The sequence below is a fragment of the Vibrio sp. V15_P4S5T153 genome, assembly GCF_963874485.1.
Lineage (GTDB): Bacteria > Pseudomonadota > Gammaproteobacteria > Enterobacterales > Vibrionaceae > Vibrio > Vibrio anguillarum.
The window spans coordinates 412,633-436,256 of sequence record NZ_CAWNHR010000018.1 but is presented as its reverse complement, the minus strand read 5'-3'; the positions used below and the strand labels follow the sequence as shown (position 1 = coordinate 436,256).

At 44.5% G+C, this 23,624-nt stretch carries 17 protein-coding genes, 1 pseudogene and 1 riboswitch; of the genes and pseudogenes, 4 read left to right on the top strand and 14 right to left on the bottom strand.

What is annotated here, in order from left to right:
- Nucleotides 1-459 precede the first annotated feature (459 nt).
- On the top strand, nt 460-3,168 hold the full coding sequence (gene malT, locus AACT42_RS17410; protein WP_017046883.1) for an HTH-type transcriptional regulator MalT: 2,709 nt from the start codon (nt 460-462) through the stop codon (nt 3,166-3,168).
- A gap of 62 nt (nt 3,169-3,230) precedes the next feature.
- Here the strand turns inward: malT and AACT42_RS17405 are convergent, their stop codons facing one another.
- Nucleotides 3,231-3,587 (bottom strand): YibL family ribosome-associated protein, encoded by a 357-nt coding sequence (locus AACT42_RS17405; protein ID WP_026027197.1) that lies wholly within the window; start codon nt 3,585-3,587, stop codon nt 3,231-3,233.
- Between the two features lie 291 nt (nt 3,588-3,878).
- On the opposite strand from AACT42_RS17405, the gene AACT42_RS17400 reads away from it, so the two are divergent.
- Complete coding sequence (locus AACT42_RS17400; protein ID WP_019281765.1) at nt 3,879-5,540, top strand: methyl-accepting chemotaxis protein; 1,662 nt, start codon at nt 3,879-3,881, stop codon at nt 5,538-5,540.
- A gap of 137 nt (nt 5,541-5,677) precedes the next feature.
- Here AACT42_RS17400 and AACT42_RS17395 read toward each other — a convergent pair whose 3' ends face one another.
- The 5 genes and pseudogenes from AACT42_RS17395 to AACT42_RS17380 all read right to left on the bottom strand — a co-directional run bounded on the left by AACT42_RS17395 (nt 5,678) and on the right by AACT42_RS17380 (nt 8,737).
- The gene (locus AACT42_RS17395; RefSeq protein ID WP_038148283.1) at nt 5,678-6,160 is read right to left on the bottom strand and encodes a YehS family protein; all 483 of its coding nucleotides are present in this window, start codon (nt 6,158-6,160) and stop codon (nt 5,678-5,680) included.
- A gap of 119 nt (nt 6,161-6,279) precedes the next feature.
- A complete protein-coding gene (locus tag AACT42_RS24845) occupies nt 6,280-6,660 on the bottom strand; it encodes a CZB domain-containing protein (protein ID WP_405054803.1) in 381 nt (126 codons plus the stop codon).
- A 42-nt stretch (nt 6,661-6,702) separates the two neighbouring features.
- Nucleotides 6,703-7,176: pseudogene (locus AACT42_RS24840) on the bottom strand (methyl-accepting chemotaxis protein); the annotation flags it as partial.
- A 336-nt stretch (nt 7,177-7,512) separates the two neighbouring features.
- Nucleotides 7,513-8,169: a 3,4-dihydroxy-2-butanone-4-phosphate synthase gene (ribB, locus tag AACT42_RS17385; RefSeq protein WP_094132865.1), complete on the bottom strand. Its 657-nt coding sequence runs from the start codon at nt 8,167-8,169 to the stop codon at nt 7,513-7,515.
- A 92-nt stretch (nt 8,170-8,261) separates the two neighbouring features.
- Nucleotides 8,262-8,418, bottom strand: a riboswitch (FMN riboswitch).
- A gap of 181 nt (nt 8,419-8,599) precedes the next feature.
- Nucleotides 8,600-8,737 carry a hypothetical protein gene (locus tag AACT42_RS17380; RefSeq protein ID WP_013868191.1) on the bottom strand — a complete coding sequence of 46 codons (138 nt, stop codon included), beginning with the start codon at nt 8,735-8,737 and terminating at the stop codon, nt 8,600-8,602.
- A 145-nt stretch (nt 8,738-8,882) separates the two neighbouring features.
- Between AACT42_RS17380 and AACT42_RS17375 the strand changes: the two genes are divergently transcribed.
- Nucleotides 8,883-10,781: an SgrR family transcriptional regulator gene (locus AACT42_RS17375; protein WP_094132867.1), complete on the top strand. Its 1,899-nt coding sequence runs from the start codon at nt 8,883-8,885 to the stop codon at nt 10,779-10,781.
- On the opposite strand, the gene AACT42_RS17370 is transcribed toward AACT42_RS17375, so the two are convergent.
- The 8 genes from AACT42_RS17370 to AACT42_RS17335 all read right to left on the bottom strand — a co-directional run bounded on the left by AACT42_RS17370 (nt 10,778) and on the right by AACT42_RS17335 (nt 21,987).
- Nucleotides 10,778-12,193 carry a coniferyl aldehyde dehydrogenase gene (locus AACT42_RS17370; protein ID WP_094132869.1) on the bottom strand — a complete coding sequence of 472 codons (1,416 nt, stop codon included), beginning with the start codon at nt 12,191-12,193 and terminating at the stop codon, nt 10,778-10,780. The two genes, AACT42_RS17375 and AACT42_RS17370, sit on opposite strands and share 4 nt — an antisense overlap.
- Nucleotides 12,194-12,214: 21 nt before the next feature.
- Entirely contained in the window at nt 12,215-12,697 is a 483-nt protein-coding gene (locus AACT42_RS17365; RefSeq protein WP_010317305.1) for an Lrp/AsnC family transcriptional regulator, read from the bottom strand.
- Nucleotides 12,698-12,919: 222 nt separating this feature from the next.
- Nucleotides 12,920-14,809, bottom strand: a complete 1,890-nt coding sequence (locus tag AACT42_RS17360) for a methyl-accepting chemotaxis protein (protein ID WP_013868194.1) — start codon at nt 14,807-14,809, stop codon at nt 12,920-12,922.
- A 217-nt stretch (nt 14,810-15,026) separates the two neighbouring features.
- On the bottom strand, nt 15,027-15,254 hold the full coding sequence (locus AACT42_RS17355) for a hypothetical protein (protein WP_013868195.1): 228 nt from the start codon (nt 15,252-15,254) through the stop codon (nt 15,027-15,029).
- Nucleotides 15,255-15,469: 215 nt separating this feature from the next.
- Complete coding sequence (gene putP, locus AACT42_RS17350; protein WP_017044927.1) at nt 15,470-16,960, bottom strand: sodium/proline symporter PutP; 1,491 nt, start codon at nt 16,958-16,960, stop codon at nt 15,470-15,472.
- A gap of 68 nt (nt 16,961-17,028) precedes the next feature.
- The gene (locus tag AACT42_RS17345) at nt 17,029-17,727 is read right to left on the bottom strand and encodes a 1-pyrroline-5-carboxylate dehydrogenase (RefSeq protein ID WP_017042347.1); all 699 of its coding nucleotides are present in this window, start codon (nt 17,725-17,727) and stop codon (nt 17,029-17,031) included.
- Nucleotides 17,728-17,748: 21 nt separating this feature from the next.
- Nucleotides 17,749-20,871, bottom strand: a complete 3,123-nt coding sequence (putA, locus tag AACT42_RS17340) for a bifunctional proline dehydrogenase/L-glutamate gamma-semialdehyde dehydrogenase PutA (RefSeq protein ID WP_094132871.1) — start codon at nt 20,869-20,871, stop codon at nt 17,749-17,751.
- Nucleotides 20,872-21,162: 291 nt separating this feature from the next.
- Complete coding sequence (locus tag AACT42_RS17335; RefSeq protein WP_017042345.1) at nt 21,163-21,987, bottom strand: AraC family transcriptional regulator; 825 nt, start codon at nt 21,985-21,987, stop codon at nt 21,163-21,165.
- Nucleotides 21,988-22,413: 426 nt separating this feature from the next.
- On the opposite strand from AACT42_RS17335, the gene AACT42_RS17330 reads away from it, so the two are divergent.
- Entirely contained in the window at nt 22,414-23,517 is a 1,104-nt protein-coding gene (locus AACT42_RS17330) for a PEGA domain-containing protein (protein ID WP_026028446.1), read from the top strand.
- Nucleotides 23,518-23,624: the final 107 nt, after the last annotated feature.

Genomic DNA, 23,624 nt, shown 5'->3' with positions numbered 1-23,624 from the left:
GAGTCGCAGTGATCTATCTCTCATTCGTTGCACATAGCGGTTCATAAGCAGTGATTGTGATCACATCACCTTGCTCACTAGCCTAAATACCGCTCATGACGCTAAGGTTTCGATCAGGAATATCAATCTCTCAATATGAGAATTGGCTCTCAAAAAAATGAGCTTCATTTACAAATTACATGAGATTTTGTACATGCTCAGTTTTTATATAACGCATAACAAAGAAGTTTTAGTGATTAAAGTCACAATTACAGGGCGTAGATGATGAGTAAATGTGAATCCTGCAAGAATCTCGGGATGGATCAATAAACGTGCGTCACGACATCAAGTAACATCCACACAAAATGAGTGATAGTTCACTTGTGTACTCCTAAATAATGATGCTCTTCTTACTAAGCACCTCCAAAGCTGCGATCAGCTTTTAAGTCAGTAACAAGAACAATAAATGGAATCTGGAAGATGTGGATACCTTCTAAGCTTACTCGTCCCGGCCGCCTACACAACGCCATCGTTCGCCCGCGTGTGTTAGAGCTGCTTGCCCAAGCACCTTGCTACAAACTCGTGCTATTTCGCTCGCCTGCTGGTTATGGAAAAACCACCATGGCAGCGCAATGGTTATCAGACAAGACCAATGTGGGTTGGTATAGCATCGATGAAAGCGACAATGATGCGTTCCGATTTATCAACTACTTACTGCAAGCGATTAATAAAGCGACTCAGCAAAGTTGTCCAAATGCCCAGAAACTGGCCGAGCGACGCCAGTTCTCTTCTTTACACTCGCTATTTAGTGAAGTGTTTTCGGAAATGTCTGGCTTTAACAAAGAGTGCTATGTGGTTCTCGATGATTACCATTTGATCGCCGATGACGATATCCACGAAGCGATGCGCTTTTTCCTCAAACACATGCCAGACAACCTAACGCTGGTCGTCACTAGCCGTGCCACACCACCATTAGGCACGGCCAACTTGCGCGTACGCGATTTGATGATCGAAATTGGTAATGAGCTACTCGCCTTTGATACCGAAGAAACAACACGCTTCTTTAATCAACGGGTCTCTGATGGCGTGGATGATGATACTGCCAACAACTTGTGCACCTATGTCGAAGGCTGGCCCTCTGCACTGCAATTGATTGCCTTACAAGCACAGCACCAAAAGCGCACGTTGGCTCAAACAGCGGAGTCAGTATCGCAATTTAATCATGCACATTTATGGGATTACTTAGTTGAGGAAGTGTTTGATCTACTCGATAAAGAAACGCGCCAATTTTTGATGCAATGCTCGGTGCTCGATCACTTTAATGACGTGTTAGTCTCTGCACTCACCAAACGTGACGACGCGCTGAGCATGATTGAGTCGCTCAACCGCTATGGTTTATTCATTTATCCACTGGAAGGTGAGCACAACTGGTACCGGTTCCACAACTTATTTGCGGAATTCCTCTCTCATGAACGCTTGGCGCGCATCCCGCAGCAGGAGCACGATCTGCACCGTGCCGCCGCGCACGCTTGGTTGCAAGAAGCCACACCTCATCAAGCGTTGCGTCACGCCACGCTCGCCAACGATACTGACTTACTCGCTACTATCTTGACGCAATTTGGCTGGAAGATGTTCAACCAAGGCGAGCTTTTGGCTCTCGAAGAGGCCATTAACCAACTCTCTCCGGCCCAACTCTATCGCGAGCCTAAACTGTGTATGCTACAAGCTTGGCTGGCTCAAAGTCAGCACCGCTACTTTGACGTTGGGGATCTGCTAACCAAATCGACCAACGAGATGAAAGCGCTCAATGTTCAGCTAAGCACCAAAGAACAAGGCGAATTCAATGCCCTACGTGCTCAAGTCGCGATCAACCAAAATGAGCCAGAAAAAGCCTTAGAACTTGCGGAGTTAGCACTCAGCCAACTGGATCACACAGTTTACCGCAGTCGTATTGTCGCCACTTCAGTCGTCGGCGAAGTGAACCACGTGCTCGGTCAATTAAGCCGCGCACTCTCGATGATGCAACAAACCGAAAAGCTGGCACGCCAGTATCAGGTTTACCACCAAGCGCTATGGGCATTACTACAGCAAAGCGAGATCTTGATTGCCCAAGGTTATGTGCAAGCCGCTTTTGAAGTACAAGATATTGCCTTCAAATTAATTGAAGAGCAGCAATTACAGCAAGTGCCATTGCATGAGTTCTTACTACGGATACGTGCCCAAATCCTGTGGTGCTGGAACCGCTTGGATGAAGCGGAAGAGTGCGCTTATAAAGGACTACGCGTATTGGGCAACCACTCTCCAAGCAAGCATCTGCACAGTTATTCAATGCTGGCGCGTATTGCTATTGGCCGTGGTGAACTCGATAAAGCGGGTAAGTTCATCGAACAAATACAGCACTTACTGAAACAATCGACTTATCACGTAGACTGGACGGCGAATGCTTCGCTCTCACTGATTCTATTTTGGCAAGCTCGTGGCAATGATGAAGCAATGTTGCAGTGGCTCAAGACCACCATTCGACCAGAAAAAGCATGCAATCACTTTTCACAGCTTCAATGGCGCAATATTGCTCGAGTTCAGATTCACTTAGGTCATTTGGAAGATGCGACTCAAACTTTGACGTTTATGCAGCACGAAGCGCAAACTTATCAGTTGATTACTGACCTAAACCGTAATTTGATCCTCGAAGCCGTTCTAGCCACCACAGTGCACAACGAAGAAGTGGCGAAAGAAAAACTCAAAGAGGCCCTACAGCTAACCAATCAGACGGGTATGGTGGGTAACTTTTTAATCGATGGTTCGCAGATCGGCCACTTATTGGAAAAACTCTCTAGCCGATCCGAATTGGGAGATCTGGAACGCCACCGCGCACAACAGTTAATGAAAGAGATCTCTACCACTCAGCGCAGCCGATCAGTCCATTTCGACGAAGAGTTTGTTGAGAAGCTGGTTAATCACCCAAATATTCCTGAGCTGGTTCGTACCAGCCCACTCACTCAACGTGAATGGCAAGTCTTGGGGCTTATTTACTCTGGGTTTAGCAATGAGCAAATTGCACAAGAGCTGGATGTCGCAGGAACCACCATCAAAACCCACATCCGCAACCTATACCAAAAACTGAATATTGCTAACCGCAAAGAGGCAATCCACACCGCCGAGAATTTATTGCAACTTATGGGCTATTGAGTCGCAGGTACGATCAAAAAGAGCCAGATTATCTGGCTCTTTTCTGTCGTAAAAAATGATGGTTAGAAGGTTTTTGGAGCGAAACCAGTCATCACTTCTAAACGCAGTTCTTTGCCCATTGTTGTCATCGGGTGTACCACGATTAAACCTTTAACTGACTTTTTCAATTGACCTAAATCCGCCTGTTCGGCTTTGGTCAACTCACGAGAAAATGGCATATCGAGCAAACTCTTACGCTCTTTGCTCACCGTATAATTTTGCTTGTGTTTTGCTTGAGCGAGCTTTTTCGTCAGTTGTTCTACTTCATCGGTAAATTTGCTGATCATTACTTGATCGCCACGACCTTTAGCCGCATCGAGCTTATGGCGACACGTATCTAAACGGTTATTGAGTTGTTGAATTTCATTTTTCAGGCTCATGGTCACTGGCTCTTCGAAAGTAAAGTGGGCGCGGAGTATATCACAGCCTATCTATACTCTATATAGAAATTAAGCTTAAACCAGTGAAATGAAAGCCACTGGCAAGTCATAGAGGGCATAACAACTCTACTTAGCATTCCAATTTGACATAACACCCATTTTTCATATGAAAATATGCTCTTTGTAAGACGCGGTGCCGCAAACTTAGCTAAGCTATATTTATAACAACAACGAGCATGTCAACCGTCAGTTAAAGTACCAAGGCCAATAACATAACAACAGGAAATAACCATGAGCCTGACTATTCGCCAAAGACTCTACGTGCTATCCATTGTTCCGCTACTGATTATTTCGTTAAGTATGATGTATCTCAGTTTTTCAGAAACACAAAAACTGAATCACGAACAAATGGCTGCTACCCGCGCTAGCATGATGGAGATGAAACAAAATGAGCTGCGTTCATATCTGCAAATTGCCGATACAGCGCTCAAATCACTCAAACAAAAGAACGCTCCCCTCAGCGAAGCCATCACCATACTGCGTGACATCGCGTTTGAAAATAGTGGCTATATCTTTGGCTACAATAGCAAAGGGGATCGACTACTACTGGGCCAAAGTAATGCTGGTTTAGGCGATAACTTTTGGAACATGCAAGATACGCATGGCAACTATTTAATCCAAGATTTAATCAAAAATGCCAAAGTAGATAAGTTCACTACCTACTATTTCCCCAAGCCGGGAGAGACGACACCACTACCTAAATTGGCCTATTCTACCTATTTACCACAATGGGATCTAACGATAGGCACTGGCTTTTACACCGATGACATTGATGCCGTAATCGCCAACATGGAAACACTCGCTGCGGAAAATATGCAAAGCAGTTTAGTCAATATCGGTTTGATGAGCTTGATCATTATCCTCATCGTCGGTTTTTTCGCCATCATTTTAAATCGCAGTATCATGCGTCCTCTCGAGCTATTTGATTTATCGATTCGTTCATTTGCAAGCGGTGACGCTGATTTAACTGCAAGAATGGAAAAATTCAACGCCCCTGAATTTGCAAGACTAAGTGATAACTTCAATGCCTTTGTCTCCAGCTTGCAAAGTATCATTGCGCGCGTACACCAAGTTGGGCAACAGGTTGTGGATGAAACCAATGACATGACACAACGAGCACAACAAGTTGACGCCATTGCATCAGGGCAACGTGAAGAGACCGATCAAGTAGCGACAGCGATGACAGAAATGACCACGACTGCAACAGAGATCTCGAACAACGCCCATCATGCCGCTCAATCAGCAAAAGATGCTGACGACAACGCCAAAGATGCCCATGAGATTGTTGATTCGGCAGCACAATCGGTACAGGATCTCGCCAAAGAGGTCGCTGAAGCGAGCCTTGTGATTTCAAAACTGGAAGGCGATGTGAAAAACATTTCGTCTCTACTTGCGGTTATCCAAGATATTGCTGAACAAACCAATCTACTGGCGTTAAACGCAGCGATTGAAGCGGCTCGCGCGGGCGAGCAAGGACGAGGATTTGCCGTAGTAGCAGATGAAGTCCGAAAATTAGCCAGCCGTACCCAAGACAGTACAGGGCAAATTCATGCCATGATCGGGCAACTGAAAAATGCCTCTGATGCCGCAGTTAAAGCGATGGATTCAAGCCAAAGCCGTAGCTTAAGCACCGTAGAAAAAGCCAATGCCGCATCGACAGCATTACAAAAAATTCAAGACTCTATTGCCACGATTATGGATATGAACGCGCTGATCGCAACTGCAACAGAAGAGCAAAGTATTGTTGGGCAAGAGATATCAGAGCGCATTGTGGTGATATCTGATCAAAGTAGTCAATCGGCTGAACTGGCTAATCAGAACCAAGCGGGTAGCCAACAGCTGAATAGCCGAGCCAACGAACTCTATGAGTTGGTGGACCGCTTTAAAGTTTAGCAAGAAGAGGTAAAACTGATATTCGTAAGCGTCAGAATGAAGATCGTTGATCACTAAGTAAAAAAGTAAAAAAGCCATGTCAACATGGCTTTTTTCAATGAAGAGATCCCTAATGACTTACAGGAGATTTCTTTGGTTTAATCGATTTTTTCTTGATATTCGCGTTTATCTTCTGGACGCAACTGACGCTGAACACCCATTAAAAAGTTACGCAGGATCTGATCTTTACATTCACGGTAGTGTTTATTGTCAGGCTTGCGGAAAAATGCATTGAGCTCGTGCTTACTTAAACGAAAATCGATGAAAGCTAATGTGTCTAAAATATCTTCTGCTTTCATATCCAGCGCAATACGCAATTTCATGAAAATCATATTATTGGTTAAGCGTGTTTCAGGCTGAGGTTGTTCACCATCGCGTTTACCACGCTTTGTATTGATTAAACCATTGAGAAATATCGCTAGATCCACATCACTCAACACAGATTCCGTCTCTTTGTTTAGCCAAGTAGTCACTTGCTCTTGAGTAACGCAGCCGTCCGCCGCAGCAAAAATCTCAACCATAGCTGAGTCTTTAAAGTCAAAAGTGTAGCGAATACGGCGTAAAATATCGTTATTGGTCAAAATAGATCCTAGGGTTAGATTTCCAGTGCCATCAAGATAACAGACTGTGAAGAAATAGCGCGCCACTGTAGCAGAAGAGCGATCGGACACCTATCTATTTTACGTAATACCGTCTGAGTTTAATGTGTGTTTACTACCTCTTTTAGTAATCGGTCTATCGAATCAACCACCGATTTACTGGCCAATTCCATAGTATCAACTTGCTTAATCAGTTGTGTCCAATCACCATTCTGACCAGACTTCAGTGCACTCTTTCCTGAATCATGCACCAATTTATGAGGAGCATTCAAACCAGCAAAGCTGGGAAGCTGGCTGTATTCACGCGCACCATCACCCTCAAAATACCATTTACCTAGACGGCACTCTTGATGAGTATTCATCCCATGTTCAAACCGACGATTGAGGATGTGATCGTACACTTCATTTTTCCAAACTGCGTGATCCAATTTCACCGTATCAAGGAAAGAACACGCCGTCGCAATACGAATAACTTCTTGCATTTGTTTTGATTTGTCTAAAACGATTGTTACCGTCTGTTTTAATTCATTTGAAGCATTTTCTACTTCGATTGCACATTCTTGACTCTGATTCACTGAACCTTTAATACTTTCCGTTTGGTTCTGAACTTGCCCAACTAAAGATTCAATCTTAGTGCTGGCATCATTGGCTTTGGAAGCTAATGCCCGTACTTCATCGGCCACGACCGCGAAACCTCGACCCGCTTCACCTGCGCGTGCCGCTTCAATAGCTGCATTCAGTGCCAATAAATTGGTCTGTTGCGAAATCTCTTGGATCGTGCCGACTAACTGGCCAATCGAAATGGTTGTTTTATCTAGAACAGTCACCGACTCCATACTAGCGTGAGCGTATTCTGCAATTTTTTCTGCTCGAGAAGATAAGTGATTAATTGCTGTGCTTGTCTGACCAAAAATACTATTCAGTTGCTTCAGTGATTCGTTCTCACGCAATAAATTCTCAGCATTGTGAGCCAGACCAGAACGGATGGCTTCTAGCATGTGGCTACCACTCAAATGGCTGGCCATCAAATCAGACTCTAATTGAGTTGATGTACGCAATAAGGCCAGCTGTTCTTTTAGCTGCTGAATTTCATCTTGCCACTTTTGTTGCTCAAGTCTTTGCTGTGCTTGTAATGCAGCTATCTGAGCCTTCAAATCATCATTTTCTTTTTGCATTTTCTTATTAAATAGCATGCTCAACCTCGGCAAAAATAACATCGTCAATCTACATAAGTTTAATCGAACGTTAATAATTTTATGCACTTCTCATTTCAAAATGAGCAGATTAAATCGGAGTAATGTGAAGGGACGCACCTAGCCTCCCTTCGACATTCATTAAGCCTGTTTGAGTTCAAATCTTGTTCGATACAGCACCATATCTTCAATCGTCAATACAGGCATATTGTGCTTTTGCCCGAACGCAACGATCTCGGGTGTTTTGGCCATGGAACCGTCAGGATTGGTGAGTTCACACAATACGCCCGCAGGCATTAAACCCGCCATTTGCATAAGATCAACCGTCCCTTCTGTATGCCCACGACGAGCCAAAACACCTCCCGCCCGAGCGCGAAGTGGGAAGACATGGCCGGGGCGTGCAAGATCATCGGCTTTAGCATCAAAGCGGGCCGCGGTTTTTATTGTGGTCACTCGGTCTTGCGCTGAAACGCCCGTAGTTACACCTGTTTTTGCTTCAATCGAGACAGTAAAAGCGGTTTGGTTTGCGCTATTGTTATGCATTACCATCGGGGGCAGTTGCAGTTGATTAGCCTGTTCATCGGTCAAACATAGGCAGACGATGCCACTGCATTCACGGATCATCAGTGCCATTTGTTGTGTGGTCAGTGACTCAACCGCATAAATGATATCGCCTTCATTTTCACGATCTTCATCATCAAGCAACAACACACCTCGCCCTTCTTTAAGCGCAGACAGTGCGTTTTCAACACGAGTAATAGGGTCGCCAAATTTGGCAAGTAGAGATAGCTGATTCATGGTTGTACTCCTAAAAAATCACCAGAATCAGGGCTGCTATGAGGGATCAAATCCAAAACAAATTGCACCAGCTAGCGAACTAACTGGCGTCTCTTCATTCTCTCTCATCCGGACTATAACCGTCGGCTCTGGTTTTTCACCAGATCTGCTGACCTCGATACATCGAGCGCTCGCGGGCTCATCTGCCTTCTCAACTGAAAAAACAAACACACCGCCGGTGGGGAATTTCACCCCGCCCTGAGAATTTAAAATATAAATTGGCTTTAAAAAAGCGATGTCATGGTAGTCGTTTACGATAAAGATGAAAAGTAGGACGAAGAAAAAGTGATGTATATCGAAAAGGAAAGGCATCCTGCAATTATGCAGTTGGGGGTAACAGGAGCATAGCTAACTCAAGAGTTTAGGGTATGCAAGATGCCTTTATTCATGGTCACCAGTGACATAAATGAATCAGAGCTAAAATCGCCATTACCTCTATAGGGTTACGTGATTTTTCTAAACGCTGGCGGTAATAGATCGCCAGCGGTGTTGGCTGTTTGGTGTCAGTCGTTATGGGGTCGTTCATCATTCACCTCCTCAGCTATCGATGCGTTGATTGTGAATCAAAACAAGGAATACAAAAACTGAGAATTTTTTATTTTTTAATTCCTCATATCATCGAAATTAGCCTTAAAACGATATTTAAAAACTAAAAATCAATAAATGAGGAACAAATGAACATTAATATATCTTATTTAGTTCTTCATAAATTCGCTACTATACTCAAACAACTTGACCATCAAGGAGGGCAAAGCGCAAGGCCGTGCGAAGAACTGAACTGCCTATCTCTTCCCTTTCATCCAGAGGATTTGCGAGTGTCTGATCTTACTTTATTACGTTATTACACACGCCTGACCGTGCTTGGTGTGGGTCAAGAGATTAAAGTGTCGTTAACACAGGTTGCAGAATGTTTATTCACCTCACCGCGTCATGCACGAAATCTGGTGGCTAAAATGCAGCAACAAGGTTGGCTCAAGTGGCAACCCAAAGTCGGACGTAACCAACGCTCGATACTGCGCCTGAACCTCGATTTAGACACAATCAAACAAATGCTCGCGAAAGAGCAAATTTTGGCTGGGAAATATGAAAAAGCCTTAACCATACTGGATAATGATGAGGTAGTGTTTGGGCGTTTGTTGCAAAGTACTTCCGGCGCATCTATTCGCGAAGGTCGCTTACACATTCAACTGACGTATAAACGACCATTTGAACGGCTAGTGCCCCATCAAATACAGCGTAGTAGTGAGCGATTTCTGCTCAGGCAAATCTATTGCTGCCTCATCCAGTGTGATGAACAAGGACGCTTTCATCCAGAATTAGCCCATCACTGGGAGTATGATGCGCAGCATTTTCAGTGGGTATTTTATCTTCGCCCCGGATTAGCGTTTCACGATGGCTCACCGATTGATGCTAATACGATCGTGAGTTTATTTGCCAAACTCTCTAGTTTGGAAGAGTACAAAAAAGAGCTCGCGCATTTGGTTGATGTAAGCGCACCACAACCACAAAAAGTAGTATTTTCTCTTAATCAATCTGATTTAGGATTTGCAGGGTTGCTCTCTGGCGTCAAATATTCAATTCAACCAGCCAGCCAAGTGAACAATGCATACTCCCCAATGGTGACAGGTTGTGGCCCATTTCAAGTTCAAGATCACTCACCTCACAAACTCATTTTAAGCGCATTTGACCAATTCTATGGCTGCCGAGCTTTAACGGATCACGTCACAATTTGGATTTTAAATGAAGACGAGTTGTACCCTCAAGGCATGCATATCAAACAAAAAAATCAGCAACAAAACATCTCTTGCCACCACGATGTAGAGCTGAGTAACGTTGAAGAACTGGCGATCATCACCTCTAATCAGTCATCAAGAGTGGAAGATGGCTGCATGTTTATTTTGTTCAATCAAGGTGCTCATTCACCTCTCAATGAAAATCAGAAACGCTACCTAGCTACCGAGATATCTGGAGAAAAACTAGAGCACTATTTAGCACAACAACCAACTAAGTTTGACGCAGTCGTTGCCAGTAACCTACTGCCAGTATGGCAACCTGTGGTGCGACCACCAGCGCCCAAAGCAAGCCTGCCAAATCAAATATCGATTGCCGTCTATGACTACACGGTACTGATTCATTGCGCCTTCGGTGTGAAACATATTTTAGAGGAGATGGGGCTGGCTGCTGCCGTCAACATTTACTCCTACCGAGAATTGAATTTTCTGGCCCAGCAAGGTAAATTGTACGAAACCATAGTTATCACCAATATTAATTTAGATGACAATCGGCATTTCAGTGCATTTAGCCATTTATTTGGCAACCCAATGTTGCACCATTGCATTGGCCCCGCAGAGAGCCAATGGCTGCTCAAAGCGTTAATCGACATTCGATCAACGACACCATTGACACACTACCTTATCGCGTTGGAACCGCTAGCATCGAGTTTGATCAACGAATACTGCCTCGTCCCTTTGTTCCACCATAAGCAAACATTACGTTTTCAGGGTGTGCTCAAAGACGTTGCACTGACCAACTGGGGATGGCCTGATATTAAAAATGTGTGGTCCATTGATTAGCGAATAAATAGCCTGCGTAATATTGCCAGCATCACTAAACGATAACGCAGCATCCACTGGCTACGTGGCAACCAACGCTTAGAAAACAATACGGTTTTGGCGTGTGAAAAGGTCTTAAAACCTTCAATCCCGTGATAGTGCCCAACCCCAGAATCGCCAATACCGCCAAAGGGGGCATCATCGGCGGCCACATGTAACAGAGTATCGTTCACCGCTAGGCCACCACTATGCGTTTGTGTACTAACCTGTTTGATCACCTCGTGATCATCACTCATTAAATATAAAGCTAACGGACGTGGGCGAGCGTTGATATAAGCTATCGCTTCATCCAAACTGTGATAGCTCAATACCGGCAATATGGGGCCAAATATCTCATGTTGGGATAACAACATATCAACCTTCAAATTCGTCACTAAGCAAGGCAAAAATTGATACGTTCCCGCTTTTGCATCGCCTTCTACGGGATGCAATGTGGCCCCTTTTTGTTTAGCATCGTCTAAGTATTGTTGCAGCCTATCAAACTGGGTTTGATTAATAATATGTGACGTATCATAGCCATCTTTAGTGGAAAAATAGCGCTTAAAGCGTTGCAGATAGAGCTCCACAAAGGCTTGTTGTTTGCCTTCCGGCAGTAAAACATAATCAGGAGCAACACAGATCTGCCCTGCATTGATGGCTTTGCCAAGCATGATGTTATCAACGCTACGCGCAAGGTCAGCATCAGGTGCAATGATCACGGGGGATTTCCCGCCAAGCTCTAACGTTACTGGTGTTAGGTTTTTCGCAGCCGCTTGGGCAACCAATTTACCTACCGGTGTTGACCCCGTAAATAACAGATGATCAAAGGGTAACGCACTGAACTGTGCGGCAACGTCAGCCCCACCTTCTACAGTATCAACCGCTTCATCGACCGTCGCAAAAATACGCATCAACACTTGGTTGGTGCAAGGCGTATGTTCGCTCAATTTGACCATAGCGCGATTACCTGCTGCCAATGCGGTGACTAATGGAGCCATACTGAGCACGATAGGAAAATTCCAAGGTACAATCACCCCCACAAGACCCAAGGGTTGATAGTGAACGCTCACTGTCGACGGCAGTAATAGCCAACCTGCATGACGCGATTGCGATTTTGTCCACGATTTGAGGTGTTTTAGCGTGTAATTAATGTGTGAAACGGCCGGTAGCAGATCGCAAACCGTACTATCAAAGCGACTCCGATAACCATAATCCCGATTTAAAGCCTCAACGAGCGCGGCCTGTTCACTGAGTAACGCGGTTTTTAAGCGCTGCAACCAAATACGTCTTTGCTCAAGGCTAGGATACGGCTCTGCTATTGTCTGCTGTTTTAACCTAGTAAAAAGTGTCGTAACGTCTTTAGTTAAGGGCTGTTGCTGTTCTGTTTCTTGCACCGTATTTCACCTCATTCGCAGCTAAGGCAGCGTCTTGGAAATGAGCTCAGGATTAATGCCAAAGCTGGCTTTATGTTCTTCAATCACAAATTCACTGCGCGTTTGAATCACTCCCGGCAATGTCCCCAACTTGCCAGACATAAAACTTTGGTAGGCTTTCATATCTTTCACCCTCACTTTGATCATGGTGTCAAAATCACCGGACAATGAATAACATGCTTCAATTTCTGGAATGTCCGCCACTGCTTGTGAAAAACGCTCAAAAATAGAGAAACTGGTTTGATCCAATCGAATATGAATGAACACTTGTACATCCAGACCTAACTTTTCTGGGCACAGTTCTGCATGGTAGCCTTTGATATACCCTTCCTTTTCTAAGCGTTTAACACGATCAGAACAAGGAGATGTGGTTAAATTCACCAACTTTGCCAGCTCAACAACGGGAAGCCGTCCTTTACTGTGCAAAATACGTAAAATCTGTTGGTCGATGCGGTCTAGGCTCATGGTTTTGCACGGCGCTCTCAAAAGAAGTGATATGGCATACAATAATGGCTTACAGCGTTAAACCAACCTATCATCACAAGGCATTGTGATATAAATCACATAGAATAGGGGAACGTTAGAATAAAAAGACTGAGGAGAAAAAAGGAAAAGAAAGTGAGCAAGCACCCACTTTCTTGGTTGTAATCTATTTATCGCCTCTTTACTTTGAGTATGTTGAGATGATTACAGTTTGAAGCGAGAAATTTCTTTATCTAACTCATTCGCTAAACGGTGCATTTCATGAGCTTGTTGCACTGCATTTTGCGCATCACTGGCGAGTTGGTCGCTGACTTCACGTACCGATTCGGTGTTGCCATTAATATCCGCTGTCACCAAAGATTGCTCTTCTGCTGCTGATGCAATTTGTGTCGCCATATCACTGATCATCTGAATGGCTTCGCTGATTGCGTGTAAGCTTTCTCCTGTATGGTTCACATCTTGCACACTTGTTTCGACCAGTTTATGGCTTTCCGTCATGACAGAAACAGCATTGGTCGTTACCTTTTGCAAACCGGAAATTTTAGACTGAATCTCCTCGGTAGAGGCGTGAGTACGCTGAGAAAGCACTCGGACTTCATCAGCTACAACCGCAAAGCCACGACCTTGCTCTCCGGCGCGCGCCGCTTCAATCGCCGCATTCAAGGCCAACAAATTTGTCTGCTCTGCAATCGAACGAATGGTCGACAGAATGGTTGAAATCTCATTAGCGTGCACTTCTAATTCACCAATGATGCCCACAGCACTGCTAAGCTCTTGTGCTAACTGATTGATTGACTGTTTGCTTTGCTGCATCTGGCGATAGCCTTGTGCACCAAGCTCAACCGATTCATTGGCATTTTTAGCGGTATTATCAGCATTGCCCGCGATTTCAGCGGTCGCAGACGCCATTTCAGTTACCGCAGTTGCAACCATAGTAATTTCATCTTGTTGAGTACGAATCCGTTCACTACGTTGACTGGCTGAGCTCGCAGCCTGTGTCGCTCCTTGGTTAAGGGAAACGGAAACATCACGCACGCTTTGCACCATGACATGGATGCGATCGACAAATTTATTGAACTTATCCGCTAAGATACCGACTTCATCGTCACTGCGAACGGCTAAACGACGGGTTAAATCGCCATCACCTTCGGCGATATCTGACAAAGCTTGAGCAATATTACTCAACTCATTCAACTGACGAGCGACGAACCATGAGGTCGCTAATGCCAAGATCACTAAAATCATCAAGCCAATCAAACTCTGTTTCAATAGCATGTCATTGAGTGGCTGTTCAAGAACCGTTTTGTCCATCACCATAACCAACAGCCAGTCGGTATGTTCAATACTTTGCGCCATCAATACTTTGGCCTGACCATCAATATCAACAAAGAGTGGTAATTGAGAATTTGCCGCCTCTGATATGCTTTGAATGGTCAGTTGTGAGGCCATTTCTTGGGTAGGTTTTAAAATAAGCTCTTGATTGGGATGGGCAACAATTAGCCCCTTGGTATTCACCAAAATAGCATTGCCCTTCCCGGGAACCTCAATAGCTAAGACGTCCTTGATCAATTTACCCAAAGCTAAATTGGAAGCGGCGACGCCAATCAGTTGGCCATTTTGACGGACAGGTTCTGCCAATGTCACCACTAAGGTTTGCATGGTAACGCTGACGTAGGGGGCGGTTGTGATCGGTTTACCCGCGACTTTGGCTTCTTTATACCAACCACGCTCACGAGGATCATAACCATTTTGGTTACGCGATCCGTCATTGCGGATCATATCGCCCTGTTCATTACCGTAATAACTCAGCCCAAATTCACCAGACTCCAAGGTTTGGCGTAGGTGAGGAACAATGTCTAATTGTGGATTACGCTCGATTTCGTTTTTTAATCCTAGCAGCGTTTTTTGTTTACCATTAAACCAGTCACCAATCCCTTTTGCATGAGCCTGTAATGTATTACGCGCTTCACTCTCAATCGCTCTCCAGCTGTCGGTTTTAAAGGTTTGATAGCCAACCATAACCAATGCAGCGGCTGTCAATGTAATAGCAGCAACCACAGAGAACACCATTTTTCTCTTTAAACTCAATTGCATTGCAATGCTCCTTGAAGCTTGTTCACCAAAGTAATGGGCTTGAGAGTATTACAACTATGGATTATTACTTTGCCTAAGTTCCCAATACTTGACACTCGTGCAATAGAACGGCACGTGAATGTGCGCTAAATCAAACTTAGTCAGCCGAATAAAAGCAAAATTATCTTTTGAGCGAGAAGCGCACTACGCCAAAAACTTAGCGCAGTGCTGGAAGTATTTAGAGAACGCGGACGCGTGAGAAGTCAGTATGGCTTAATGTTGATGGGTGATTACATACTCGGCAAAAACCTTGCTTTTCCATTTTGTAATGAGGTTCACCTTGTATAATGAGCGCAAAAAACTTTTGAACACCTTGCCACGTTGAACAAGGTTCTGACTGACAGCGCTTCATCACGACTTTATGTGGTGTCTCTTTACGACAACAGGTGCAATAAGCTTTTGACATGGTCCAATAATCCCTACAATTTGCATCATTATTGATAATTGACACATTTTGCGCCTACAGGTTCATTTTTCTCAAACTTTAGTGTGTGTTTCGTGAGCTATCTTCAAAAAACGTCCATCCCAATCTCCTTATTTTCTGCTAAGCACACTACACAATCTAACCTGTACAAAAAAGCCCCTCAGAAAGGGGCTAGTTATTGAACAACGGTATGAATGTCAATCTAGTTCAACCAGCTGCTTTTTAAAGGTCACGTGCTGTGCTCTCACGCTCTCTTCGGGTTCAGCTGTCGCTAAGCTCACCACAACGATCGCAAGTACAGAGAAAATGATCCCAGGAACAATTTCATACACATCAAACCAACCGCCAGACAGTTGTTTCCAAACCACAATTGTCACGCCACCAACAATAATGCCGGCTAGTGCACCATTGCGGTTCATTCGAGACCAATAAAGGCTCAATACCACTGCAGGGCCAAATGCGGCGCCAAAGCCCGCCCATGCATACGAAACTAAGCCGAGCACGGAACTATCTGGTGTCATGGCCAGCACTAACGCAACGATAGAAATTAGAATCACTGCAAAGCGGCCAACACGAACTATCTCCTCCGACGTTGCATCTTGCTTGATGACTTGCTTATAAAAATCTTCCGCTAACGCAGAGGAAGAAACTAATAATTGCGAGTCAGCGGTACTCATAATTGCCGCAAGAATAGCCGCAAGCAAAATACCTGCAATAACTGGATGGAAAATCGCATTCACTAGCAGCATGAAGATTTTTTCACCATCTGCCAGCTCCAGCGAACCTGTGTTCGTCACATAAACAAGCCCAACTAAGCCAACCAACAAGGCTCCCGCCATGGATAAACCGGTCCAAATGACCGCAATACGACGTGCAGTGGTGAGATCTTTATTTGAGCGGGAAGCTTTAAAACGCGCCAAAATATGGGGTTGACCAAAATAACCAAGCCCCCATGCCATTAATGAGATAATGGCAACGCCCGTTAACGGCTCACCTTTCACATCATGCCACAGCGTCAGTAGCTCTGGGTTTATTGCGGATAGATCTTGACTCAGTTGACCCAAACCACCGTTGATTGCCGCGATGGGCACAATCATTAATGCCGCGGCCATCAATAGGCCTTGCACTAAGTCAGTCCAAGAAACGGCTAAAAATCCACCAAACAGTGTGTAGGAGACCACACAAATGGTGCCAATAATAACTGCGGTTGAATAATCTAAACCAAATACCGTTTCAAATAGTTTACCGCCAGCCACAAGGCCAGAACTGGTATAAAAGAGGAAGAACAGCAAAATAAAGAAGGCTGAAATGGTTTGAATCAGTTTAGATTTATCATTAAAACGGCGTGATAAAAATTCAGGTAATGTTAATGAATCTGTCGTGATGCTATAAGTGCGCAAGCGCTTAGCATTCACTAACCAGTTAGCCCATGTGCCCAATAATAAGCCACCCGCTAGCCAGAAAGCCTCAATACCAGCGGCGTACGCGTAACCAGGTAAACCGAGCAATAACCAACCGCTCATATCAGATGCACCCGCCGATAAAGCCGCAGGCCAAGGGCCCAGTGATCGCCCTCCTAAGAAATAATCTGCGGAGTTCTTCGTTCGAAGGTATGCAACCACACCAATAGCCAGCATCAAAATAAGATACAGGATAAAGGTGGTTGTAATAGCAAAGCTATTTTCCATTGTGTTTGTCCTCTTTAAAAGATCGCCTTCCATGTCCTCTTCCGAAGAAGAGGATAAAACAGAAAGGATTAATGGGTTTCGCTACCAAGCTCAAGCAAGGTCGCATTACCACCCACTGCTGTTATATTTATTGTGCGAGTACGCTCGGTAATAAAGCGCAACGATAAGTGAGGATCATGAGCCACGGGGATCGCGCTCAAGTCCGTTTCAGAAACTAGGCTGACAATCGCACCATTACGATCAGCTAGCTGACGGTTGAGGCTACGCTCAACCGAAGTGTTCCCAACGTAACCTACACTTCGAACGTCCGACGCCATCAACGGATGATAAGCATCAAAAGACGTAAACTGAATGAGATTAGTAGGGAGTGTTGACTGCTCAAATGCCGCTTGCAGTGTTCGAATCAACATCGCATCGTCACTACATAAGACGACGCTATTGCCTGCCACAAGAGCGGCACAAAGCTGAGCTGCCACCGCCTGTTGCGCTTTATCACTGTGTTCACCTTGGATGATCACAGCCACGCCCCGACCTGCGGTGTATAGCTCATTGGTTTCTCCAGTAGGACCGATCAATTGATGCGAATGCGCCAACAGCGCCGATGCCTGATGAAGATGGTAAGAAATCACTGTTGCCAGTTGTGGCATAGCGCTTTCTAGTAGATTTTTAAATGAAAGTAAGCACTCACATTTAGAATCAAAATCGGTGATATTCCAATTTTCCCATGCTGAAAAAGCGTCAGAAAAACGTGTTACTTGATGAACCATGCTAATTCTCCTGAGCCTTTATTACTGAGAAAATTCAGTTTGAGTAAAACGGTATAAGTAATGTGGGCCACCTGCCTTTGGTCCGGTACCAGAAAGCCCCTGCCCACCAAATGGTTGCACGCCCACCACCGCACCCACTTGATCACGGTTGATGTAACAGTTACCTACTCGGGCGTGTTTTTCTATCCAACGATACGTCGTTTCATTGCGGCTATGGATCCCCATGGTTAAACCAAAACCAGTTTGATTAATTTGCTGCACGACATCGGCCAGCTCACGCGATTTAAAACGCACGATATGTAAGATCGGCCCAAATTGTTCTTCGGTTAAGCAGTGAATATCTGAAATTTCAAAAGCCGCTGGCGGTACAAAATCGCCGTGTTGGCACTCCGAACTGAGTTCTAATTGCGCAACTTTGGTCTGTGTCTTGGTCATCTGTTCAATGTGAGAGAGCAACTTTTGTTTGGCTTTTTCATCAATAACAGGGCCGACATCGGTACTGTGGAGGTAAGGAAGACCAATCTTGAGCTCATTCATCGCACCATGAATCAAGCTGATGATGCGATCGGCAATATCCTGTTGAACAAATAGCACTCGTAATGCAGAGCAGCGCTGCCCGGCCGAAGCAAAGGCAGAACGAATCACATCTCTGACCACTTGCTCGGGTAAAGCCGTACTATCAACGATCATCGCATTTTGCCCACCCGTTTCTGCAATCAACGGCACTGGCGCGGCGTCACGTTGAGCAAGAGCTTGATTGATACGTTGCGCGGTCGCTGTTGATCCAGTGAACGCGACACCTGCAATGGCAGGGTGAGAAGTCAGCGCACTGCCAATTTCTGCACCACGTCCGGGTAACAATTGGATAACGCCAGCAGGAAAGCCAGCTTCCAACATCAGTTCCACGGCACGCGAAGCAATCAAACTGGTTTGTTCTGCGGGTTTGGCAACGACCGTATTACCCGCAACTAACGCTGCCGTGATTTGCCCAAGAAAAATCGCAAGAGGGAAGTTCCATGGGCTAATACACACGAAAACACCACGACCTTCACGACTCACTTTACGCTTTTCATTATCAAAACTCGTCACTTCAAAGGGTGTTAACGCGGAAACTTGTTTGGCGTAATAGCGACAAAAATCTACCGCTTCGCGGACTTCATCAATGCTATCGTGAATGGTTTTCCCTGCTTCGTGATGACAAATGGCGACCAGTTCAGCCAAGTTCTCTTCGAGTAAATCAGCAAGTTTATCAAGTTTGCCCGCGCGAACACTGTGCTCTTCTTGCTTCCAAGCAGCAAAGGATTGCTCCGCTATTGAGATAGCTTCGGAAACATGATCAAGGTTGGCAAATACCACTTGTCCAACATGCTTCCTACGGTCATACGGCGCAGTCACAACTTCCAGCGATGCCCCTACCTTGATCATGCTTTCGAACTGAGCAACACCATTGATGATAGGAGAAGCATGCCACTGTTTACTGAGCCAACATTCTACTTTCGCTTCAAAAGGCGTTGCCTCACTTTCAATATCAATATTGACACCATAGGAATTAACGCGCTCGGCAAAGATATGCGGTGGCAAAGGGATTTTGGTATTTGGTAAAGAATCAAACGAGAGCAACATATCGACGGGATGTTGCGTTAACGTATCAATAGGACAACGAGCATCAACTAAACGATGCACAAACGAACTGTTCGCACCATTTTCAAGCAATCTACGAACTAAATAAGGCAGTAAGTCTTTATGACTACCTACTGGAGCATAAATTCGCACCGATTGTTGATAGGCTTTCATTGCATGATGATAAAGAGCATCACCCATGCCATGCAGACGCTGGAACTCAAAATCTTTGTGTTGTGACATCACCGCAATCGCGGTCACGGTTTGTGCATTATGACTGGCAAATTGAGGGAAAATATGACCACGAACACCCTCGCTTAAAAGAAAACGAGCGCAAGCCAAATAGGCTACATCAGTAGCTTCTTTACGTGTGTATACCGGATAGTTGCTGTAGCCACTTTGCTGAGACCACTTCACTTCGCTATCCCAATACGCCCCTTTGACTAAACGCAGTGGGATCACATCACCTTGCTGTTTCGCCAACCCATTAAGCCAAACTAAAACGGGTAAAGCGCGCTTAGAGTAAGCTTGTACAACTAAACCAAATTTCCCCCACCCTTTCACGGGCTCACTGCGATATATCTTTTCAAATAGCTTTAATGACAGCTCTAAACGGTCTGCTTCTTCTGCATCAATAGTGATCGCCACATCCAGCTCGATAGCACGGGCTAAAAGCTGTAGCAGTGTGCTATAAAGCTCGCTCAGCACGCGCTCTTGATTAGCCACCTCATAACGCGGATGCAATGCAGAAAGCTTGATTGATACGGACGGTGCCGGGCTGGTTGATAAGCCATATTTCTCGCGGCCAACCGCCTCAATCGCCATCAAATAATCTTTGAAATATTTATTGGCATCGGCCGTGGTTAACGCCGCTTCACCGAGCATATCAAATGAATAGGTATAGCCTTTATCACGCATAGGACGGCCATTTTTTTGTGCTTCTTCAATGGTTCGGCCTAGCACAAATTGGTGGCCCATCACCTTCATCGCTTGGTGCATAGCCTTACGAATCACTGGCTCAGAAAGCTTATTCACTAGACGATTAACCGCCTGCGTTGGACTAGTCGTATCCACATCAGCAAGGCCAATCACTTTACCAGTCAGCATCAACCCCCACGTGGACGCATTGACAAAGACAGAGTCAGAATTTTTCAGATGAGATTTCCAATCCGCAACGCTGAGGCGATCTTTAATAAAAGCATCCGCGGTTTCCGCATCGGGAATGCGCATCAGAGCTTCAGCCAAACACATCAACAAAATACCTTCTTGCGTATCTAAACTGTACTCAAGTAATAAGGCATCGATCATTTGCACCGCTTTTTTGTCGGCTCGGATCGCTTCGATTAACTGGGTTGTTTTATTTAATATCGCCGATTTTTCTGATTCTGTAGCTGTTGCCAGCGGTAATAACTGCTTCAGCCATTGAGATTCGTCCACCATATAAAGTGGAGAGATCAGCGACCACAGCTTATCAAGCGGTTGCTCGATAAAATCTGCATTCAACACATCTGTTGCTGTAAACATGCGTTTTCCTCAATCTCACTCCCGAAAAAGGTCGGGTTTCCTGCAATGGCTGGCAGTGTATTTTGAGCGCGAGAAGAATACTTGTCAAAAACTCCGAGTTTTTTGCTAAAAACTCTGGCTATTAACAAAATAAAAACACAATCACATCAATTGACATCATGCACAAAGCAGAAAATAGCAACATTGTTTCCAAAATTTAACCAAAGATGCACGTGTTGCCGATAGGTCAAGGCAAGCAATATAAAAATGATGTGGGAATTACAAACAAAAAAGAGGCAGGGATATAAAGAATTAGCGACGACACAATTTTCGGTATTGCGATGGAGAAATACCTTGCAAGCGAGTAAATGAATGAGTGAAGGTACTTTGTCCAGAAAAGCCTGTTAATTCCGCAATTTGACCAAAACTCAAACAACCTTGCTCAATCAAATCTTTTGCCATATCAATTCGTTTACCTAACAAATATTGATGAGGCGTGATCCCCATTTGCTCTTTGAACAACATATGAAATTGGCTTTCACCTAAATAAACGCGGCCCGCTAATTGAGCGACTGAAATTTTACGACCAAGGTGCAGATCGATATAACGATCAATCGCTTCAAGATCAAAACGAGATTCTTTGCGATGCGTTTCAAATACAGAAATATGGCGTTGCAGTAATGCCATAACGGTGTCATTGCAGGCACGGCTCAACAGTAAATCATCAGGACTCGATTGCATCTCTTTAACTAGCAATTGGATCAGCTTTTGGATTTGCCCATCCAGCTGAAAGTAAATATCCGCATTCGACAACTCATTCATTTTTTGTAGAAGCAAAGGGTCATCTCCACAGGAGATTGGAAGGTTAAGCACTAAGATATCCGACTGCCCAACGACACCACCAAACGCATGGCCAGTTCCAGAGGTAACGACACAACCTTGCCCCGGCCCCACCAAATTGCCTACACCCTGTACTTCAAACTCAGCTTGGCCTTTTAATCCGATAACGACTTGGGTATAACTATGATCATGACACTCCATGTACGAGGGTAATGTCACTAACTCTGCCGGCCTAGGCGACAAAACTTTGTCATTTTGTTGATAGTTAGATAGCTTAGCCGAAGAAAAGTCACTCATATTGCTGCATCATGGTTGAGGTTAGAAGCTGATGTTATAACAAAACTATCAGGAGCGAAAACAAAGCTGTATTTTTTTAAAAATTAAACATCAAAGTGCATATGAAGCTTAAGCTTAGGGGTGAAATGAGATCGATTTTTCAAAACGGAACAATGATCAAGTGCACATAAATTACGGTCAATGTGTGTTCAATCCCAAAACCCCTAAATAGATCGAAAATAGAGACTTGCATATTTCGCTATTAGGCTCAAAATGAAGATGCACAATTATAAAATTTACAAAATCAGTCACCTAGTAATAGATTTAAGTGAATTTTGCTATTGTTCGGAATAAATTTTGCATTATGAATACAGCTTATCCATTAAAGCTGTCAAAAGTTTGTCTTTCCCACTTTTGTGGTTAAACGTTAATTTGTTGCAGGGACCTATGATCACACGTCGCATCCCAGCGCTATTGCTTGCGCTAAGCCCTTTTTGGGTATCTGCATCGGTGTACGCGGAAGAAGTTATTCAGGTAGATCCTGTCACCGCTATCGATGAAAAAATGACTACTAAACAGACGGAAATCGACGCGATTTCTGCAGAATACGAAGCAGAGGGAGCCAAGCTTCAACAACTTAAAAATGAACATGTTCGTATTAAACGAGAAAGTGAAGAACTTGATGCTAAACGCAATCGAGCCAAGTCTGCTTTGGACAAACAATATAGCCGTCTTTTAGATGATCCAGACACAGATTTAGCCTCGTTTCAAAAGAAGTACCAAGAAACATGGGCATCAGTGAAGCAGAACCAAGCTGAAGGCCTTGAGAATAATCAAGCGATGACCGAAGTTGAAATGCGCTTGTCTCAAATCAAACAGAAGCAAGCTCGTCTCAGTAATGAGTATGCGAACCTCGAAGAGTCGCGCATTGAAGCTAGGGTCAAACGTCTCGAAGCCGAACTGCGTGAAAGTAGTGTTCTTGAAACTGGCTATAAAACCACCTGTTCAACGACAATGACACTCGGTGAGTGTTCAAATCAGGGACAGCACCTTACCAAACAAAAAGCGGTAAAAACGTTTCGGGCCAAGTTGCTTGATGACCTAACCGAATCGGTCATTGCCAAGCAAAATCTGAAAGGCGTGGAACTTAATATCCATGTACAAGATAGCCAAATTATTCGCAGTGGTTTTGAAGGCAACAACGAATACTTCACCCAAATGCAAGCTCAGCTTCAAGCGAAACCAGAAGCGGTGGCTGCGTGTAAACTGCTTAACGTGTCAACTCGATACTGTTTGAAAGGCGGCGTGTCTGAAGGTACGCAAAAAAATGACAAACAGTGGGCAAATGTGACCGTAAGGTCGGATCAATACAACGATGCCGTAACCATCAACGGTATTAACTACGGCAGTACACCTGTTGAGATTGTTTTGCCCAATGGCCGCCACCAAGTTACCGTCTCTAAAGATGGCTACGAAACCTACAACCGGGTATTAACAATTAACGGCAATGATACGGTTTGGATAAAGCTAAGACCGAATAAAGAGGGTTAATTACCTCAAAAAAACTCTGTTTTTCTGTCGTAATTCACAAAGATGCGGTTAAAACGCCATTTTGTCATTAAGTTATTGAAAGATGACTTCAGACAAAATGGTGTTTT

Bases quoted from the DNA above. Each gene is read 5' to 3' on its own strand.
- AACT42_RS17380 (WP_013868191.1), bottom strand. From the start codon at position 8,737: ATGATGAACGACCCCATAACGACTGACACCAAACAGCCAACACCGCTG.
- AACT42_RS17400 (WP_019281765.1), top strand. From the start codon at position 3,879: ATGAGCCTGACTATTCGCCAAAGACTCTACGTGCTATCCATTGTTCCG.
- AACT42_RS17335 (WP_017042345.1), bottom strand. From the start codon at position 21,987: ATGAGTGACTTTTCTTCGGCTAAGCTATCTAACTATCAACAAAATGAC.
- ribB (WP_094132865.1), bottom strand. From the start codon at position 8,169: ATGAATCAGCTATCTCTACTTGCCAAATTTGGCGACCCTATTACTCGT.
- putP (WP_017044927.1), bottom strand. From the start codon at position 16,960: ATGGAAAATAGCTTTGCTATTACAACCACCTTTATCCTGTATCTTATT.
- malT (WP_017046883.1), top strand. From the start codon at position 460: ATGTGGATACCTTCTAAGCTTACTCGTCCCGGCCGCCTACACAACGCC.
- AACT42_RS17405 (WP_026027197.1), bottom strand. From the start codon at position 3,587: ATGAGCCTGAAAAATGAAATTCAACAACTCAATAACCGTTTAGATACG.
- AACT42_RS24845 (WP_405054803.1), bottom strand. From the start codon at position 6,660: ATGCAAGAAGTTATTCGTATTGCGACGGCGTGTTCTTTCCTTGATACG.
- AACT42_RS17365 (WP_010317305.1), bottom strand. From the start codon at position 12,697: ATGAGCCTAGACCGCATCGACCAACAGATTTTACGTATTTTGCACAGT.
- AACT42_RS17330 (WP_026028446.1), top strand. From the start codon at position 22,414: ATGATCACACGTCGCATCCCAGCGCTATTGCTTGCGCTAAGCCCTTTT.
- AACT42_RS17375 (WP_094132867.1), top strand. From the start codon at position 8,883: ATGAACATTAATATATCTTATTTAGTTCTTCATAAATTCGCTACTATA.
- AACT42_RS17360 (WP_013868194.1), bottom strand. From the start codon at position 14,809: ATGCAATTGAGTTTAAAGAGAAAAATGGTGTTCTCTGTGGTTGCTGCT.
- AACT42_RS17355 (WP_013868195.1), bottom strand. From the start codon at position 15,254: ATGTCAAAAGCTTATTGCACCTGTTGTCGTAAAGAGACACCACATAAA.
- AACT42_RS17345 (WP_017042347.1), bottom strand. From the start codon at position 17,727: ATGGTTCATCAAGTAACACGTTTTTCTGACGCTTTTTCAGCATGGGAA.
- putA (WP_094132871.1), bottom strand. From the start codon at position 20,871: ATGTTTACAGCAACAGATGTGTTGAATGCAGATTTTATCGAGCAACCG.